The sequence below is a fragment of the Streptomyces sp. NPDC052114 genome, assembly GCF_040680155.1.
Taxonomy (GTDB): domain Bacteria; phylum Actinomycetota; class Actinomycetes; order Streptomycetales; family Streptomycetaceae; genus Streptomyces.
In genome coordinates this window covers 70,147-86,547 of record NZ_JBFAWC010000024.1, presented here as the reverse complement: position 1 = coordinate 86,547, position 16,401 = coordinate 70,147, and the positions used below count along the sequence as shown (strand labels likewise).

The 16,401-nt window shown below is 72.1% G+C and carries 13 protein-coding genes; 5 read left to right on the top strand and 8 right to left on the bottom strand.

Annotation, left to right across the window (positions count from 1 at the left end):
- Window positions 1-18: 18 nt before the first annotated feature.
- Window positions 19-321: a hypothetical protein gene (locus AB0L89_RS36510; RefSeq protein WP_365151315.1), complete on the top strand. Its 303-nt coding sequence runs from the start codon at window positions 19-21 to the stop codon at window positions 319-321.
- A gap of 3 nt (window positions 322-324) precedes the next feature.
- Here the strand turns inward: AB0L89_RS36510 and AB0L89_RS36505 are convergent, their stop codons facing one another.
- The 7 genes from AB0L89_RS36505 to AB0L89_RS36475 all read right to left on the bottom strand — a co-directional run bounded on the left by AB0L89_RS36505 (window position 325) and on the right by AB0L89_RS36475 (window position 9,486).
- The gene (locus AB0L89_RS36505) at window positions 325-2,370 is read right to left on the bottom strand and encodes a regulator (RefSeq protein WP_365151312.1); all 2,046 of its coding nucleotides are present in this window, start codon (window positions 2,368-2,370) and stop codon (window positions 325-327) included.
- 183 nt (window positions 2,371-2,553) lie between these two features.
- A complete protein-coding gene (locus tag AB0L89_RS36500) occupies window positions 2,554-3,570 on the bottom strand; it encodes a TIGR03842 family LLM class F420-dependent oxidoreductase (RefSeq protein ID WP_365151309.1) in 1,017 nt (338 codons plus the stop codon).
- 36 nt (window positions 3,571-3,606) lie between these two features.
- Entirely contained in the window at window positions 3,607-5,010 is a 1,404-nt protein-coding gene (gene hydA, locus AB0L89_RS36495; RefSeq protein WP_365151306.1) for a dihydropyrimidinase, read from the bottom strand.
- 51 nt (window positions 5,011-5,061) lie between these two features.
- The gene (locus AB0L89_RS36490) at window positions 5,062-6,345 is read right to left on the bottom strand and encodes an aspartate aminotransferase family protein (RefSeq protein ID WP_365151302.1); all 1,284 of its coding nucleotides are present in this window, start codon (window positions 6,343-6,345) and stop codon (window positions 5,062-5,064) included.
- Window positions 6,342-7,184 (bottom strand): nitrilase-related carbon-nitrogen hydrolase, encoded by an 843-nt coding sequence (locus AB0L89_RS36485; protein ID WP_365151300.1) that lies wholly within the window; start codon window positions 7,182-7,184, stop codon window positions 6,342-6,344. The genes AB0L89_RS36490 and AB0L89_RS36485 overlap by 4 nt, the downstream gene beginning before the upstream one ends.
- Before the next feature lie 202 nt (window positions 7,185-7,386).
- Window positions 7,387-8,685 carry a hypothetical protein gene (locus tag AB0L89_RS36480; RefSeq protein ID WP_365151299.1) on the bottom strand — a complete coding sequence of 433 codons (1,299 nt, stop codon included), beginning with the start codon at window positions 8,683-8,685 and terminating at the stop codon, window positions 7,387-7,389.
- 549 nt (window positions 8,686-9,234) lie between these two features.
- Window positions 9,235-9,486, bottom strand: a complete 252-nt coding sequence (locus tag AB0L89_RS36475; protein ID WP_365151296.1) for a helix-turn-helix transcriptional regulator — start codon at window positions 9,484-9,486, stop codon at window positions 9,235-9,237.
- Between the two features lie 48 nt (window positions 9,487-9,534).
- Between AB0L89_RS36475 and map the strand changes: the two genes are divergently transcribed.
- Window positions 9,535-10,302, top strand: a complete 768-nt coding sequence (gene map / locus AB0L89_RS36470; protein ID WP_365151293.1) for a type I methionyl aminopeptidase — start codon at window positions 9,535-9,537, stop codon at window positions 10,300-10,302.
- A 46-nt stretch (window positions 10,303-10,348) separates the two neighbouring features.
- Window positions 10,349-12,226, top strand: coding sequence for a hypothetical protein (locus tag AB0L89_RS36465; protein WP_365151290.1), 1,878 nt, complete (start codon window positions 10,349-10,351; stop codon window positions 12,224-12,226).
- A gap of 46 nt (window positions 12,227-12,272) precedes the next feature.
- Here AB0L89_RS36465 and ggt read toward each other — a convergent pair whose 3' ends face one another.
- Complete coding sequence (gene ggt / locus AB0L89_RS36460; protein WP_365151287.1) at window positions 12,273-14,081, bottom strand: gamma-glutamyltransferase; 1,809 nt, start codon at window positions 14,079-14,081, stop codon at window positions 12,273-12,275.
- A gap of 105 nt (window positions 14,082-14,186) precedes the next feature.
- On the opposite strand from ggt, the gene AB0L89_RS36455 reads away from it, so the two are divergent.
- Together AB0L89_RS36455 and AB0L89_RS36450 are read left to right on the top strand one after the other, a co-directional pair.
- The gene (locus tag AB0L89_RS36455; protein WP_365151284.1) at window positions 14,187-14,942 is read left to right on the top strand and encodes a hypothetical protein; all 756 of its coding nucleotides are present in this window, start codon (window positions 14,187-14,189) and stop codon (window positions 14,940-14,942) included.
- 182 nt (window positions 14,943-15,124) lie between these two features.
- Complete coding sequence (locus AB0L89_RS36450; RefSeq protein WP_365151281.1) at window positions 15,125-16,312, top strand: Ig-like domain-containing protein; 1,188 nt, start codon at window positions 15,125-15,127, stop codon at window positions 16,310-16,312.
- The last annotated feature ends 89 nt before the right edge of the window (window positions 16,313-16,401 follow it).

The following is a 16,401-nucleotide window of genomic DNA, read 5'->3' as shown; positions in this document are numbered from 1 at the left end:
ATGCCACCGGAGCCCGGTATGTCCGTGGAGAGCGGGGTGCACGCCGAGCCCGTGCGGAGGGACTTCGCCTCCCGGTCCGTCCCGCGCCACCTGGCGCGCGGTGCCATCGGCTTCGGGCTGATCGTCGGCGCGATCGCCCTGGTACCCGTCGTCGGCCCGGCCTCCCTGCTCGCGGCCCCGCTGGCCCTGGTGGCCTTCCGGGGCTGCCCCACCTGCTGGCTGGTCGGCCTGGCCCAGACCCTTTCCCGCGGCCGTCTGGAGCGCCGGTGCGAGGACGGTGTCTGCACGCTCGCCGACGGGCGGCGGGCGGCGGACTCCTGAACCTCACCAGCCGGCCAGACGCCCCTCCACCACCAGGCCGACGACAGACCCGGGTGCCGCCTCCACGCCCTCGCGGAACGCCTGGTCGAAGGCCTCGTCGCCCACGGTGGTCCGCGCCGCGCTCCAGCAGGTCTCGCGCACGTCCCGGAGCTCGGGCATGCCCCGCTGGCTGTGTCCCACCGAGCGCCAGCACGACTCGCCCGCGCCGGAGATCAGCGCGGCCACCTCGCCCCGCCCCTGCGCGGCCGCCGCCGCGGCCAGCAGGTCCATGCCGAGGGCCATGCCGAAGCTGTCCCCCAGCCGGCGCTTGCCCTCCAGCATCGCGCGGGCGTACTGGGTCGCCTGTTCGGGGTCGCCCTGGGCCAGCGCGATGAGCGCGAGCTGGTAGTCGGAGTACGCCCGCGTCCAGCACTCGTCGCGCGCGATGCAGCCGATCCGCAGCGACGCCGCCTTCCGTGCCGCCTCCGCGAAGCGGCCGAGGCCGGTGAGGGCGAACACCTCCGCGAGGTGGCAGCGCAGGGCCGCGGGAGAGCTGAAGGGCTCCGCGGGCGTCCGCCGGAGCGCCTCGTCGAGGACGGCGTGCGCCTCGTCCGCCTGCCCGCTCATCAGGTGGGTGATGCTCAGCAAGTAGGCCGCCGCGAGGCGCCCTTCGGCGTTGTCCGAGCGCGCCGCGTCCCTGGCGCAGCGGCGGCCGATGTCGGCGGCCGGCCGGTGTTCGCCCTGGAGCAGGGTGGCGACGCCCAGCGCCCACTGCGCCCGTTCCCGCGCGCGGGTGTGGGACCGGGACAGCCGCAGGGCACGCGTCAAGTAGGCGCGTGCCTCGCGGAGATGGCCGCAGCAGCTCCAGAAGAAGGCGACCAGACCCGCCAGTTCCACGGCCAGTTGGGGCCGGGTGCCGAGGAGGTGGTCCAGTGCGGCGCACAGGTCGGCGTGGACGGCGTTGACCGTCCGGTACCAGGTGACCTGGTCGGGCCCGAGCCATTCGGCGTCGGCGGAGCGGGCCAGTACCAGGAAGTGCTCGGCGTGCCGGTTCTGGACCGCCTCGCGCTGCCCGAGCTCGCCGAGCCACATCCAGCCGTATTCGCGCACGCTGCCCAGCAGCCGCAGTCCGCCGTCCGGCTGCCTGCTGACCACCGACTTCGCGATCAGCCCCTTCAGCGCGATCGCGACGGCGTCCTCCGACAGCGGACCCCCCGAGCAGACGCGCCGTGCGGAGTCCTCGTCGAAGGCGTCCCGGAAGACCGAAAGGCGCGCCCAGAGCAGCCGCTCCAACGGATCGCACAGTTCGTGGCTCCACCCGATGGCCGCGCGCAGGGAGCGGTGGCGGCGCGGCCAGACGGGCGTCGCGGAGGTCAGCGCCTCGTCCTGCGTACGCAGCAGGGTGCGCAGTTCGCCGAGCGTGTGGTGCATCAGCTGCGCGGCGGCCAGTTCGAGGGCGAGGGGGACGCCGTCGAGCAGTCGGCAGACCTCCGAGGCGTCCTCGTCCTGCTCGGCGCGCCTGACGCGCAGGGCGGGGGCCACGGCCGTGGCCCGGTCGATGAAGAGGTCGAAGCCGTCGCCGGCGTGGGGCAGGGGGGCGACCTCGATGACCGTCTCGGCGGGCATGTCGAGCTGCTGTCTGCTGGTGACCAGGACGGTGAGACCGGGGCAGGCGTCGAGGAGCCGGCCGATCAGCTCCCGGCAGGCGGCCACGAGGTGTTCGCAGGAGTCGAGGACCAGCAGCATCCGGCGGTCGGACATCCAGCCGAAGAGCGCCTCCACGGGCTCGCCGCTGGTGTGGTCCGCGAACCCGACGGCGTCCGCCACGGCGGGGACCAGTCGGCGCTCGTCCGGCAGAGCGCCCAGATCGGCCCACCGGACCTCGCCCGACGGCTCCTTCTCTCCGCCCGGCAGAAGGGCCAGGGTGTGCGCGGCAAGACGGGTCTTGCCGACGCCCCCGACTCCGGTGAGGGTGGTCAATCGATGCGCCGTGAGAGCGGAGAGCAGCCGGTCACGCTCGGCCGCCCGCCCGACGAAAAGCCCCGCGTACTCGGGGACATTGCCCAACATCCAGACATTCTGCATCAGTTGAGGGCAGGCAACAGCACCTTTGGGTGAAGGTGGCCGCCCAAAGCGACGCACGTGGCCTGATCCCGCGTGCGTCGCCCCGGCGATCGCCCGCACGCCCCCTCACGGCATGGAGCCCGAAGGCGCCGGGTCCGACGCCCCGCGGCCGGGACCCGACGCCCCGCCTCAGTCCCCCAACTCCCCGATCACCCGCTCCCCGTACCCGTCGATGACCTCTTCCCGCGCGTCGTGCATCGCGTACGCCGCGAACTGGTCCACTCCCAGTTCCTTCAACTGCCGCAGCTTCTCCACGTGCTGTTCCGCCGTGCCGAGCACGCAGAAGCGGTCCACGACCTCGTCCGGCACGAACGCCGTGTCCGGGTTGTCCGTGCGGCCGTGGTGGGAGTAGTCGTAGCCCTTGCGTGCCTTGATGTACTCGGTCAGCGCCTCCGGCACCGCGCCGGAGTGTTCGCCGTAGCGGGCCACCAGGTCCGCCACGTGGTTGCCGACCATGCCGCCGAACCAGCGGCACTGCTCCCGCGCGTGCGCCAGCGCCCCCGGGGAGTCGTCCGCGGTCAGATACGCGGGCGCCGCCACGCAGATCTTCACGTCCGACGGGTCGCGGCCCGCGTCCGCCGCGGCTTGGCGCACCGCCTTGACCATCCACTCCGTCAGATACGGGTCGGCGAGCTGGAGGATGAAGCCGTCGGCCTTCTGCCCGGCCAGGGCCAGCGCCTTCGGGCCGTACGCCGCCATCCACACCGGCAGCCTGCCCTCCCGCACCCACGGCAGCCGCACCGGCTCCCCGTCGACCCGCGTCTCACGGCCCTCCGCCAGGTCGCGGATCACCTCGATCGCCTCGCCGAGACGCGCCAGGGTGTTGGGCCTGCGGCCCGCGACGCGCATCGCGGAGTCGCCGCGGCCGATGCCGCACACCGTGCGGTTGCCGTACATGTCGTTCAGCGTGGCGAAGGTCGACGCCGTGACCTCCCACGTGCGGGTGCCCGGGTTCGTGACCATCGGGCCGACCCGCAGGGTGTTCGTCTCCGCCAGGATCCGGCTGTAGATGACGAACGGCTCCTGCCACAGCACGCACGAGTCGAACGTCCACCCGTAGGTGAATCCGACCCCCTCCGCGCGCTTCATCAAGTCGACGACCCCGGAAGCCGGCGGGTCGGTCTGCAGGACGAGTCCGAAGTCCATGGGAAAGCCCCTTCCTGATCAAGCCGTGGCCCGGGCTCAGCCCAGGTACTGACAGGTGCCGCGCGGAACGTACGAGCCGTGCCCCGCCCGCCCCGTGAACTCCCGCTCCGATACGACGAGTTCACCGCGCGAGAGGACCGTCTCCACCCGTCCGGTCAGCCGCTTGCCCTCGTACGCCGAGTAGTCGACGTTCATGTGGTGCGTCGCGGCGGAGATCGTCTGCTCGGCGGCCGGGTCGTAGATGACGACGTCCGCGTCCGCGCCCGGCGCGATCGTGCCCTTCTTGCCGTACAGCCCGAACATCCGGGCGGGGCTCGCGCAGGCGATCTCGATCCAGCGGCGGCGCGTGAGGTGGCCGTCGACGACCGCCTGGTGGAGCAGGTCCATGCGGTTCTCCACGCCCGGCATGCCGTTGGGGATCTTGGAGAAGTCGCCGCGGCCCAGCTCCTTCTGGCCCGTGAAGCAGAACGGGCAGTGGTCCGTCGACACCACCTGGAGGTCGTTGGTGCGCAGCCCGCGCCAGAGCGCCGCCTGGTGCTCCTTCGGCCGCAGGGGCGTCGAGCACACGTACTTGGCGCCCGCGAAGTCCGGCTCGGCGAGGTTGTCGGTGGACAGGAACAGGTACTGCGGGCAGGTCTCGCCGAAGACCGGCAGGCCGTCGTGGCGGGCGCGCGCCAGCTCGGCCACCGCCTCCTGCGCCGACACGTGCACGACGTACAGCGGCGCGTCCGCGACCTGCGCGAGCTTGATCGCGCGATGGGTGGCCTCGGCCTCCAGGAGCGCCTTGCGGACCTCGCCGTGGTAGCGGGGGTCGGTACGGCCCGCCTCCAGGGCCTGCTGGACGAGGACGTCGATCGCGATGCCGTTCTCGGCGTGCATCATGATCAGCCCGCCGTTGGCGGAGCCGCGCTGCATGGCGCGCAGGATCTGCCCGTCGTCGCTGTAGAAGACGCCCGGGTAGGCCATGAAGAGCTTGAAGGAGGTCACGCCCTCCTCCACCAGGAGGTCCATCTCCTTCAGCGTCCGGTCGTTCACGTCGGAGACGATCATGTGGAAGGCGTAGTCGATCGCGCAGTTCCCGTCCGCCTTCGCGTAGTAGGCGTCCAGGCCCTCGCGCAGGGTGTGGCCCACCGACTGCACCGCGAAGTCGACGATGGTGGTGGTGCCGCCCCAGGCCGCGGCCCGGGTGCCGGTCTCGAAGGTGTCCGACGAGAACGTGCCGCCGAACGGGAACTCCATGTGCGTATGGGCGTCGACACCGCCCGGGATCACGTACTTGTCGGTGGCGTCGATGACGCGGTCGCCGGTCCAGGCCGCCGCGGCGGCCGAGCCGGTCGCGGCGAGGGCGGCGATCCTGCCGTCCTCGATCAGCACGTCGGCGTGGGTCTCCTCGGCGGCGGTGACGACGAGGCCGCCGCGGATCAGGGTGCGGGTACTCATGTGGTGCGCTCCCCTTCTTGCGAGCGTTCTTGCGGGGCGTACGGGGGTGGACTAGACGCTGCGCAGGGCCCGTTCAAGAATCGCGGCGCCCTCCTCGGCCTCCGCGACGGTCAGCGAGAGCGGCGGTGCGACGCGCAGCACGCTGGTGTCGTGGCCACCGCCCTTGCCGATGAGCAGACCGCCCTCGCGGGCCGCCTCCAGTACGGCGGCGGCCGCATCGGGATGGGGCCGGTCCGTGCCCGGCCGGACCAGTTCGATGCCGATCATCAGGCCGCGCCCGCGCACTTCGCGTACGACGGGCAGCTGGGCGCAGATCGCCCGGAGCCGCTCGATGAGCAGCCCGCCGACGCGCCGCGCGTTGCCCTGGAGGTCGTGCTCCAGGAGGTACGCGAGGTTGGCGAGGCCGGCCGCCATGGTGACCGGGGAACCGCCGAACGTCGAGATGGAGTTGGCGTCGAGGCTGTTCATGACCTCGGCGCGGGCGACGACCCCGCCGATCGACATGCCGTTGCCGATGCCCTTGGCGAAGGTGAGGATGTCCGGCGGGCCGTTCTGCCCGTGCGCTTGCCAGCCCCAGAAGTGCTCGCCGGTGCGGCCCCAGCCGGTCTGCACCTCGTCGGCGATCCACAGGATGCCGTGCTCGTCGAGGACTTCGCGGAACGCCGCGTACAGCCCGTCGGGCGGCGAGGTGAAGCCGCCGACCCCCTGGATCGGTTCGGCGATCAGCGCCGCCACTCCCCCGCGCGTCTGCCCCAGCATGTCCCGCAGGTCGGCGACGCAGGCGGCGGTGAAGTCGGCGTCGCTCAGGGCGGCGTACGGGCCGCGGCTGCGGACGCCGCCGTGGACGTACAGCGTCTGGAGCGGCGAGAGGCTGGTCGGCGACCACGCCTGGTTGCCGGTGATGCCGACGGCCGAGAAGGAACGGCCGTGGTAGCTGTTGCGCATCGCCAGGATCTGGTTCGAGCGGCGGTGGGCGGTGGCCAGCAGCAGCGCGGCGTCGTTGGCCTCGGTGCCGGACGTGGTGAAGAAGACACGGGCGTCGGGGATGCCGGACAACGCGGCGACACGCTCGGCGAGTTCGACCATCGGGCGGTCGAGGTAGAGGGTCGAGGAGTGGATGATCCGGCCCGCCTGCTCGCTCACCGCCTTGGTGACCTCGGGCAGGGCGTGCGCGGTCATCGTGGTGAGGATGCCGCCGAAGAAGTCGAGGTACTTGGTGCCCTCGGCGTCCCAGACGTGGCGGCCCTCGCCGTGGGTGAGCTCGATCGGCCGCCGGTAGTAGAGCGCGAGCCAGTCGGGCAGCACGGCCCGGTGGCGGTCGTACAGGTCGGTCACGGCTGCACCAGCCCTTCGTAGGCGTCGGGGCGGCGGTCTCGGTAGAACGCCCACTGCTGGCGTACTTCCTCGATGAGGCCGAAGTCGAGGTCTCTGACGAGGAGTTCTTCTTCCTTGTCGCTCGCCCTCTCGCCGACGAACTGACCGCGCGGGTCGACGAAGTAGCTCGTGCCGTAGAAGTCGTTGTCGCCGTACTCCTCGCGGCCGACGCGGTTGATCGCGGCGACGAAGTACTCGTTGGCGACGGCGGCCGCGGGCTGTTCCAGCTGCCAGAGGTACGCGGAGAGGCCGCGGGAGGTGGCGGAGGGGTTGTAGACGATCTGCGCGCCGTTCAGGCCCAACTGCCGCCAGCCCTCCGGGAAGTGGCGGTCGTAGCAGATGTAGACGCCGACCTTGCCGACGGCGGTGTCGAAGACCGGCCAGCCCGCGTTCCCCGGCTTGAAGTAGTACTTCTCCCAGAAGCCCTTCACCTGCGGGATGTGGTGCTTGCGATACTTGCCGAGGTAGGAGCCGTCGGCGTCGATCACGGCCGCGGTGTTGTAGTAGAACCCGGACTGCTCGACCTCGAAGACGGGGACCACGATCACCATGCCCGTCTCGCGGGCGAGCGCCTTCATACGGGTGACGGTGGGGCCGTCCGGGACCGGTTCGGCCCAGCGGTAGTGCTCGGGCTCCTGGACCTGGCAGAAGTAGGGGGCGTTGAAGACCTCTTGGAACCCTATGATCTTCGCGCCCCGGCGGGCCGCCTCGCGGGCGTGCGCCTCGTGTTTGGCGATCATCGATTCGGTGTCGCCGGTCCAGGTCGCCTGGACGAGTGCGGCGCGTACGACGTTGGCCATGAGCTGCTCCTTCACATGTCCGTGAGAGGACGTCAGAGAGCCTCTACGCCCGTAGACTTCGTGCGTAGATAGGAGAACGTATGCCTCTCCCGGCGGGCTGAGCAAGACCATCTCCGACAACCGCCGGAGTCGATCATGATTCGTACCCGAGCGGGCGAGAAACGGGCGGAAAGGGACGGGGTTCGGGGCCGGCCCGGTGGACTCAGGCGCTGAAGCCCGCCACGCGGAGCGCGTGCACCAGGTCCCAGTGGTGTTCCTCCGAGACGTCCTTGGCCGTTTCCAGGAGCAGCGGTATCAGGCGATGCGGGTCCGTGTGCGCGCAGCGGGCCGCGTCCTCGGGGGTACGGACCCGGAGGTAGGAGTCGAGGAGCGCGCGGGCCTCCCGTTCGCGGCCCGCGTCGAGCAGCGCGAGGACCGCCTCGGCGATCTCCGGGGCGGGGCGGGCGACGCCCTGGCGCAGCAGCTGCCTGCAGTCGTCGGCGCGGCCCGCCCCCGCGAGCGCGTCCGCCAGGGCGACGAGGCGGTCGGGGGGCAGGGAGGCGGCCTCCCACAGCAGGGTCGCCCAGTCCGCGGAGAGGCCGGCGCGGTGCAGTTCCACGGCGAACCGCGGCAGGCGGGCGGCGGGCCAGGCCGTCGCCTCGACGAGCACGCCGTGCGCCTCGCCGCTGCGGCCCTCGCCGCGGAGCCGGACGAGGTCCCGCACGGCGGCGGCCGTCGCGCGGGCGGCTTCGTCCTCGGTGGGCCCGGGGGCCGCGGCGGTCTTGGGCTCGCTCTTGGCCGCGGGGGCGAATCTGGCGCCTCGGGGCGTGGCGGTCCGGGCCGGGGCGGGGGCCGGGTTCGCGTCGGCGGCCGCCTCGTCGGGGCCGGGCGCCGAGTCCTCCTCCGTCAGGCCCGCGAAACGTGCGCCTCGGGGGCGGCGGCGGGCGCCCTGGCGGGGTACGCGGGGTTCGGCGGAGGACGGGGCCGGGCCCATGTCGACCCACGCGGGGCGTTCCGCCTCGGTCAGCCGGTCCATGCGTTCCTGGAGTTCGGCGCAGCGTGCGGTCGCGCGCTCGTGGTCGTCCCGTACCCAGGCCAGGTCGAGGTTGATGCGCTCGACCTCGTCGACGGCGGTCGCCTCGGTGAGGCGGCGCGTCAGGTCCGCCTCCCGCTCCAGGGCGATCCGCTGCTCGGTGAGCATCATGTCGAGCCGGTCGCCGAGGAGCTCGCGGGCTCCGGGGTGGGCGTCGTAGGCGTCCAGGGAGGCGCGGTGCAGGGCGCGCGCGGGGCCCGCCTCGCGCTCGGCCTCCGGGATGCCCCGGTCCGCGGCGAGGTCGTGCAGGAGTGCCTGCACGACGTCCCAGGGCGGGACCTCCACGCCGTCCAGACAGGCGCGCATGCCGTCCGGGTCGCGCTGCCAGAACACGCCGCACCAGCCCGCGTCCTGGTCCAAGCGCGCCAGGAGTTCCCGCAGGTACCTCGCGAACTCCCTTACTTGTTCCGGGAGTTGTCCCACTGCCATCTGCCCAGCACCGCCCCGTGGAGACAGGAGTCTTCGGGTCCGGAAGATAACACCAGACGTGTTACGGGACGACTACACGCAGTTTTCCGAAGCGCTCCATGCGAACGTTTGCGCCGCGATGGCGGGTCGCCTTGGCCCGGGACGCCTATCGCCCGTCTCGGGGGCGGGGCCGCGGGGGTATGTGCGTACTCGCCATCCCTGCGCCCCGCCCAACGAACAAAGACGCCATCGCCCGCTCAGTGCTCCGTTCGCACATACCCCCACGTCCCCTCGGGAGCGCTTGCGGGCGCGGCCCGGTGGGGGCCGGTGCGCCCGCGCCGCGGCCGGTGGGCAGCAGACCGCCCCCCGCTGTGGGCAGGCGTTCCGCAAGGCGGAACGGGTGGGCACAGCCCACGGCGCCGGGCAGCGGGAAGTGTGGCTCCAGCCCCGGCGCAGCCGACCCGTGCCGGGCGGCGATCAAGGAGGCACGCACCCCGGCGCAGGCGGGGAAGAACCCCGGTGCCGGGCGGCGATGACCGTGGCCCCAGCCCCGGCACCGCCGGACACCCGTCAGGCCGCAGCCAACGCGCAGCGGATCACGATCTCGTCCAGGGACAGACCGAGGACCGACGCCAACGCCGCCACGGTGAACAGCGCCGGCGTAGGCGCCCGCCCCGTCTCGATCTTGCGAAGCGTCTCCGCGGAGACGCCCGCCTCCGCCGCCACCGACACCATGCTCCGCTCCCCCCGCGCATCGCGCAGCACCATGCCGAGCCGCTCGCCGCGCTCGCGCTCTTCGGGAGTCAGTGGTGTTCGAACCATGCGGCCATCGTAGCCGACCCCCATTCAAATACCGGTATAGTAATTGGCATGGTGGAACTCAAGACAGCACAATCGATCGACGCGATGCGCGAAGCGGGCCGCGTCGTGGCCCAGGCCCTGACCGCCGCCCGCGAGGCCGCGACCGTGGGCACCTCCCTGCTCGACCTGGACGCCGCGGCCCGCGCGGTGCTCCGCGAGGCGGGCGCGACCTCCCCCTTCCTCGGCTACAAGCCGCACTTCGCCCCGACCCCCTTCCCCGCCGTGATCTGCGCCTCGGTGAACGACGCGATCGTGCACGGCATCCCGAACACCTACCGCCTGCGCGACGGCGACCTCGTCTCCATCGACTGCGGCGCCACCCTCGACGGCTGGGCCGGCGACTCCGCGATCAGCTTCACCGTGGGCACCCCGCGCCCCGAGGACCTCCGCCTGATCGATGCGGCGGAGCGCGCCCTGGCGGCCGGCATCGCCGCGGCCGTCGTCGGCAACCGCATCGGCGACATCGCGCACGCCATCGGCACGGTCTGCCGCGAGGAGAAGTACGGCATCCCGGAGGACTTCGGCGGCCACGGCATCGGCCGCAAGATGCACGAGGACCCCTCCGTGCCGAACGAGGGCCGCCCGGGTCGCGGCATGCCCCTGCGCCCCGGCATGGCCCTGGCCATCGAGCCGATGGTGATCGCGGGCGGCGGCGACGGGTATCACGCGGCTCCCGACGGCTGGACCCTGCGCACGAACGACGGCAGCCGCGCCGCCCACGCGGAGCACACCGTGGCGATCACCGAGGACGGTCCCAGGATCCTCACGGCACTGTGACCGCACGGGGACATTCCCCGACGTAGATCATTCGTACGATTCCTCGGTGACACGAGAGATCATTGACTACGGACAGTTCGCGGAACGGCTGAAGGCGCATCAGCAGGGACGCCCCCGCTGGGAGTTGCTCGACGCCGTGCAGCGGGAGTGGGGATACGAGGACCCGGGCGGCGAGCCCGGCCACTCCCGGTGGGGCGGCGAGAACCAGCGGCACGGCATCGACTGGGAACTCCCCGTCCCGCAGGCCCTGAACGAGTGGTGGGACTCGGCGTCCGTCAACTCCTTCGCCTTCAAGCCGCGGCTGTACTGGGTCCACACCCAGTGGCCGCCGAAGATCTCCGAGCTGGAGGTCGAGGAGGACAGTGGTCTCGTCGAGGACGACGGGGACCTCCGCGTCTGCGTCTTCATGTCCGAGTACCACTACAGCCACGAGTGGGGCTACCTCGCCGCCGAGGCCGAACTGCCCGACCCGCGCGTCGTCGTGAGCATCGACGACGAGTGGGTCGTGCAGAGCCGTTCGCTGTCCGAGTTCCTGACGCAGCTGGCCTTCGAGCGGATGCCGGCGCACTACGGCTGGACGCTCCGGGTCCCCCGCGCGACCGTCGACGCCGACCCGGAGATCGTCCGGCGCCTGCGGTCCTCGTACCGCGAACTGGGGCTGCTCCCCTGGCAGGAGATGGGGACGGACGCCCTGTCGTACGGCGGTCCCGACGCCGTGATCCGGCACGGCCGCGGCGCGGGCGCCGACTTCGGGATCGTCGTCAACGCCCGTACCCGCGAGGCCCTCGTCGCGGTCGCCGAGACCCTCGGGGTCGACTGGTCCGGGGACAAGGCGATCCGGCCGCCCGCCGAGACGCCCGAGCCCCTGGAGGACCTCGGGCCGCTCTCGCTGGCCGAAGGCGAGAGCGATGCCCGGGGACGCTGGACCGTCGTCGCGCGCGGACACAGCGCGCCCCCGAGCGTGCCCGGCGCCGCCGGCTCGCTCGTCGGCACGCCGGGCGCGCTGCGGGCGGTGGCCGCCGACCGGGACGCGACCACGCTCGTCGCGGGAGACGTGGACGGCGTCGTACACGTCCTGGAGACCGACGACGAAGCGCCCGAGACGATCTCCCTGACGCTGCACCGCGCGCCGGTGAGCGCCCTCGCCTGTCTGAAGCTCGGCAACGGCATGCGACTCGTGCTGAGCGGCGACGAGAACGGCGTGGTCCGCTACTGGAGCACCCGGCGCAAGCCGATGCGTGTCCCCTTCGCCCGCCGCGGCACCCGCGTGCGGGCACTGGCCGCCGCGACGCTGGAGACCGGGCCCGCGCTCGCCGTCGCCTGGGACGACGGCCTGGTGCGCCTGTGGGACCTCGGCTCCGACGCGGTGGCCGGGCTGCGCCTGGGCACCGGGATCAGGTTCCTCGGCCTGGACGAGGACGGCACCCTGCGCGTCACCGACGGGAACGGCACGGCCGCGCTCCGCCTTGACACCGCGAAGCTCTGGCCGCACCGCGACCTCCAGCTGCGTCTGGACGGCGTCGACTGGGGCTCGCTGTGGACGGCCCGCGGGCCCGGCCACTCGGTTCCCGAGCTGATCGGGAAGGTCGCATCGGACGACAAGAAGACCGCCATGGACGCGGTCCACGACCTGTACCGGCTGCTGGTCTCCAAGGAGGCCGCGTCGACCGCCGCGGTGCCCGCGATCCCCTTCCTGGTCGAGCTGATGACGGATCCGGACAACCGGTCGCGGAGCACGCTGCTGCTCCTCATCGCCGATCTCGCCGACGTCCGTCAGGCCCGCGGCGGCCGCGGCGACGCGCAGCTGGCCGCGGTGCGCGAGGCGCTGCCCGTCCTGCGGTACCTGCACGACGACCCGGAGTCGTCGATCCGCTGGGCGGCGAACGAGCTGGAGCAGAACTGCGCCGCCTCGCCCGCCTCCTAGCGGGGTGCGTTCGGGGGCTCGCGCAGGGGCCCCCGAACCCGTCGGGTCACGTGGCGGGACGCACCACCATCGCCGAACCGCCGCCCCTGCGGACCTTCTCCGCCGCGGCGAGCCACTTGCCGTCGGGCAGCCGCTGCACGCCGGTGGCCGCGCCGATCTCCGGGTTCTGCTTGAAGGAGTGCCCGATGGATTCGAGGGACGTCCTCAACGGGCTGTTCCACAGGGCCGGTTCGAGCTCGGTCTGCGCGGCGTTGCGCTGGCTGGCGCGCGGCGCCGCGATCGCGTCGACCAGCGGCAGGCCCCGGTCGACGAAGCCCGTCAGGGTCTGCAGGACGGTCGTGACGATGGTCGCGCCGCCCGGCGAGCCGAGCGCCACCACCGGCTTGCCGTGCTTCAGCACGATCGTCGGGGAGATCGAGGAGCGCGGGCGCTTGCCCGGGCCCGGCAGGTTCGGGTCGTGCACCGCCGGGTCGGCGGGCGCGAAGGAGAAGTCCGTCAGTTCGTTGTTGAGCAGGAAGCCGCGGCCCGGCACGGTGATGCCGCTGCCGCCCGTCGACTCGATCGTGAGGGTGTACGCGACGACGTTGCCCCACTTGTCGGCCGCCGTGAGGTGCGTGGTGTTCTCGCCCTCGTACGTCGTCGGGGCCGCCTTGTCGCCCGCGGCGCAGTCCTTGGGGTGGCGCGGGTCGCCCGGCGCGAGCGGGCTCTTGAGGACCGCGTCGTCCTTGATCAGGCACTCCCGCGAGTCGGCGAACCGCTGCGTGAGGAGTTCCTTCGTCGGTACGTCCTCGAAGGCCGGGTCGCCCACCCAGCGCCCCCGGTCGGCGAACGCGATGCGGCTGGCCTCGATGTAGCGGTGCAGGTACGCCGCCTCGGAGGCCTTCGAGAGGTCGGTCCGCTCCAGGATGTTGAGCGCCTCGCCGACCGTCGTGCCGCCGGAGGACGAGGGGGCCATCGAGTACACGTCGAGCCCTCGGTAGGAGGCCTTCGTGGGCTTCTGGCGCTTCACCCCGTACGCCGAGAGGTCCTTCAGGGACAGCTCGCCGGGGCGGGCCACGCGGCCGGACGCCGGGTCGACGGGCGGCTTGTTCACGGTGCGCACGACGTCCTGGGCGAGCTTGCCGCGGTAGAGGGCGCCGACGCCCTTGCGGCCCAGCTCCTCGTACGTACGCGCGAGATCGGGGTTCTTGAACGTCGAGCCGACCACCGGCAGCCTGCCGCCCGGCAGGAACAGCTTCGCCGTGTCGGGGAAGTCCTTGAAGCGCTGCTGGTTCGACTCGGTCTGCGAGCGGAAGGTCGCGTCGACCGTGAAGCCGTCGCGGGCCAGGCGCTCGGCGGGCTTCAGGAGCGTGCCGAGCCGCTGGGTGCCCCACTGGTCGAGCGCCGACTGCCAGGTGGCGGGCGTGCCCGGGGTGCCGACGCCGAGGCCGCTGGTGACGGCGTCCGCGAAGGGGATCGGCTTGCCGTTCTCCAGGAAGAGCCCGGAGTCGGCGGTGCGCGGGGCCGTCTCGCGGCCGTCGATCGTGCTGACCTTGCGGGTCTTCGCGTCGTAGTGCACGAAGTACCCGCCGCCGCCCACGCCCGCCGAGTACGGCTCGGTGACGCCGAGCGCGGCGGCGGTCGCCACGGCCGCGTCCACGGCGTTGCCGCCCTTCTTCAGGACCTCGATGCCGGCGGCCGACGCGTCCGGGTCGACGCTGGCGACCGCTCCTCCGTGGCCGACGGCCACCGGCGTCTTGGGCGGTGCGGCCGGTTCCGCTGAGCGCGTAGGCGAAGGGGGCGCGGCCGCACCGACCGTCACCAATACCCCTCCGACCGCCCATAGCGTCAGATTACGTACGACAGCGCGCCGCATTCGTACCTCCAGTCAACAGCCGTCCGCGCAGCGTAACTTCGAGGCCCCCATCGCGTCAGGGCCTCCCTCGAACACGGATCCGACGGGCCGCTAGCATGCGCCCCCATGACTGACGACGTGCGCACCATCGTCCTCGGCCTGATCGCGGTCGGCATCGCCGCCGTCCTTGGCTGGCTCGCCCGCGGCTACCTCTGGAAGCGCAGGCTCCGCCGCAAGCAGGCCTTCTTCGGGCTGCCCGACAACTCCGAGTCGCTGCTGGTGGTCAACCGCGACGCGGGCGGCCCCGAGCTGACCGTGGTGCGTCACGACGTGTTCGCGCTCATCGAGCTCGCCGCGGTGATCAAGGAGTGCGGGGCGCACGCCCAGATCGTCGCGCACGACGCGGCCCAGCAGGGCTTCGGCGAGCGCACCGAGTTCTGCGTCGGCAGCCCGGTGGCGAACCGCCGGATGGCCGCGCACATGCACTCGCTGCTGCCGGGCGTCCGCGTGAACACGGAGCCGGAGCCGATCCCGGACCGCGGCGCCTTCCAGATCGGCGGCGAGCGCTACCGCCTGGAGGCGGGGCTCGCGGAGTACGTGATCCTCGCGCGCCTCACCGCCGACCAGGGCCAGGACGCCAGACCCGTCTTCCTCTTCTGCGGCCAGCGCGCGGTCACCAGCCAGGCGGCCACCCGCTATCTCGCCCGCCACCACGAGAAGCTCGCCCGCAAGCACGGCAACAACGCATTCGTGCTGCTGCTGAAGATCGTGAACTCGCAGGCGTACGGAGCGGACGTCGTCGAGCTCGTCGCGGACGTGACGCGCGCGGCCCAGACCCCGCCGCCGGCCGCGTCGACGCGGAACTCCCATCGCGCGAAGTGACGGGCGCGACGCGCGGCCGATGGCCCCGGTGACCATCGCGCCGCGTGACGGCGGGCTCACCGTGCGCCGACACCATCCGGTGCCTTCTGTGAGCTAGCAGGCAATTTCCGGACATCGCGCAACCTGTAGGCGCCTTCAGGACTCTCTCCGTGCAGTCCACATTCGCACGGAGGTACGTTTCCTTGACGCCGCAGCGCTCTTCGAGCCGCCGACGCCCCCTTCGCACCCGCCACGCGGCGACCGCGGGAGTCGCGGTCCTTGCCGCCGCCCTGAGCGCCTGCTCGGGCGGCGGCGACTCGTCCGGCGCCGACAAGGCCGCCGAGAAGCCGAAGATCTCCGTGAACCTCACGGGCCGGCAGGCCAAGGCGGGCCAGCCCGTGCAGGTGAGCCTGGCCGACGGCAGGCTGAAGCAGGTCACGGTCGCCGGCGCCGAGGGCGCGAAGCTGTCCGGGAAGGTGTCGAAGAACGGCACCACCTGGACCTCGGACCGCAAGGCGGCGCCCGGCACCGCGTACCAGGTCGAGGCCACCACCGACCAGGGCGGCAGCGCGAAGGCGTCGTTCAGGACGGCCGCCCCCGCCAAGGTCAACAAGGTGACGCTCGCCCCGGGCAAGAACACCACCGTCGGCATCGCCCAGCCCCTGTCGATCACCTTCGACAACCCGGTGCGCAACAAGGCCGAGGTCGAGAAGCACCTCAAGGTGACGACCTCGAACGGCACGACCGGGTCCTGGGGCTGGATCAAGAACTACGACGGCAAGGACCGCGTCGACTGGCGCCCCGAGGAGTACTGGAAGTCCGGCACGAAGGTGAAGCTGGACGCCCGCCTCAACGGCATCGACTCGGGCGGCGACGACTGGTTCGTCCGCGACTACGCCACCAACTTCACCATCGGCAAGAGCCAGGTCGTGAAGGTGAACCTGGACAGCAAGACGGCGACGCTGGTGCGCGACGGCAAGACGGTGAAGTCGCTGCCGATGTCGGCCGGCACGCCCGGCGGCGAGAAGGCCTCCTGGGGCGGCACGTCCGTCCTGATGTCGAAGGAGGGCACGATCAACATGCGCTCCGAGACGGTGGGCCTCGGCGACGCCTACGACAAGATGGTCGACTACTCGATGCGGCTGACCTGGTCGGGCATGTACGCGCACGCGGCCCCGTGGAACGCCTCGTACTTCGGCAACACCAACCACAGCTCCGGCTGCGTCGGCATGAGCAACGGCGACGCCGGCTGGCTCTACGGCCAGGCCCAGATAGGCGACCCCTTCGAGGTCACCGGCAGCGGCTCGAAGGGCGTCCCGGACCCGGGCAACGGCTACGGCGAGTGGAACATCTCCTGGAGCGACTGGCAGGCCAAGAGCGCGCTGAAGTAGGCGCCAAGCTTCCCACTATCGTTACCGGGGCGTAACTTACCGACGGGTTACCCCCGGTAAAGGATCACGGTTACCGTCAGGTCACTTTG

Coding starts and splice junctions, on each gene's coding strand:
- AB0L89_RS36510 (WP_365151315.1), top strand. CDS start 19: ATGTCCGTGGAGAGCGGGGTGCACGCCGAGCCCGTGCGGAGGGACTTC.
- AB0L89_RS36505 (WP_365151312.1), bottom strand. CDS start 2,370: ATGTTGGGCAATGTCCCCGAGTACGCGGGGCTTTTCGTCGGGCGGGCG.
- AB0L89_RS36500 (WP_365151309.1), bottom strand. CDS start 3,570: ATGGACTTCGGACTCGTCCTGCAGACCGACCCGCCGGCTTCCGGGGTC.
- hydA (WP_365151306.1), bottom strand. CDS start 5,010: ATGAGTACCCGCACCCTGATCCGCGGCGGCCTCGTCGTCACCGCCGCC.
- AB0L89_RS36485 (WP_365151300.1), bottom strand. CDS start 7,184: ATGGCCAACGTCGTACGCGCCGCACTCGTCCAGGCGACCTGGACCGGC.
- AB0L89_RS36480 (WP_365151299.1), bottom strand. CDS start 8,685: ATGGCAGTGGGACAACTCCCGGAACAAGTAAGGGAGTTCGCGAGGTAC.
- AB0L89_RS36475 (WP_365151296.1), bottom strand. CDS start 9,486: ATGGTTCGAACACCACTGACTCCCGAAGAGCGCGAGCGCGGCGAGCGG.
- map (WP_365151293.1), top strand. CDS start 9,535: ATGGTGGAACTCAAGACAGCACAATCGATCGACGCGATGCGCGAAGCG.
- ggt (WP_365151287.1), bottom strand. CDS start 14,081: ATGCGGCGCGCTGTCGTACGTAATCTGACGCTATGGGCGGTCGGAGGG.
- AB0L89_RS36455 (WP_365151284.1), top strand. CDS start 14,187: ATGACTGACGACGTGCGCACCATCGTCCTCGGCCTGATCGCGGTCGGC.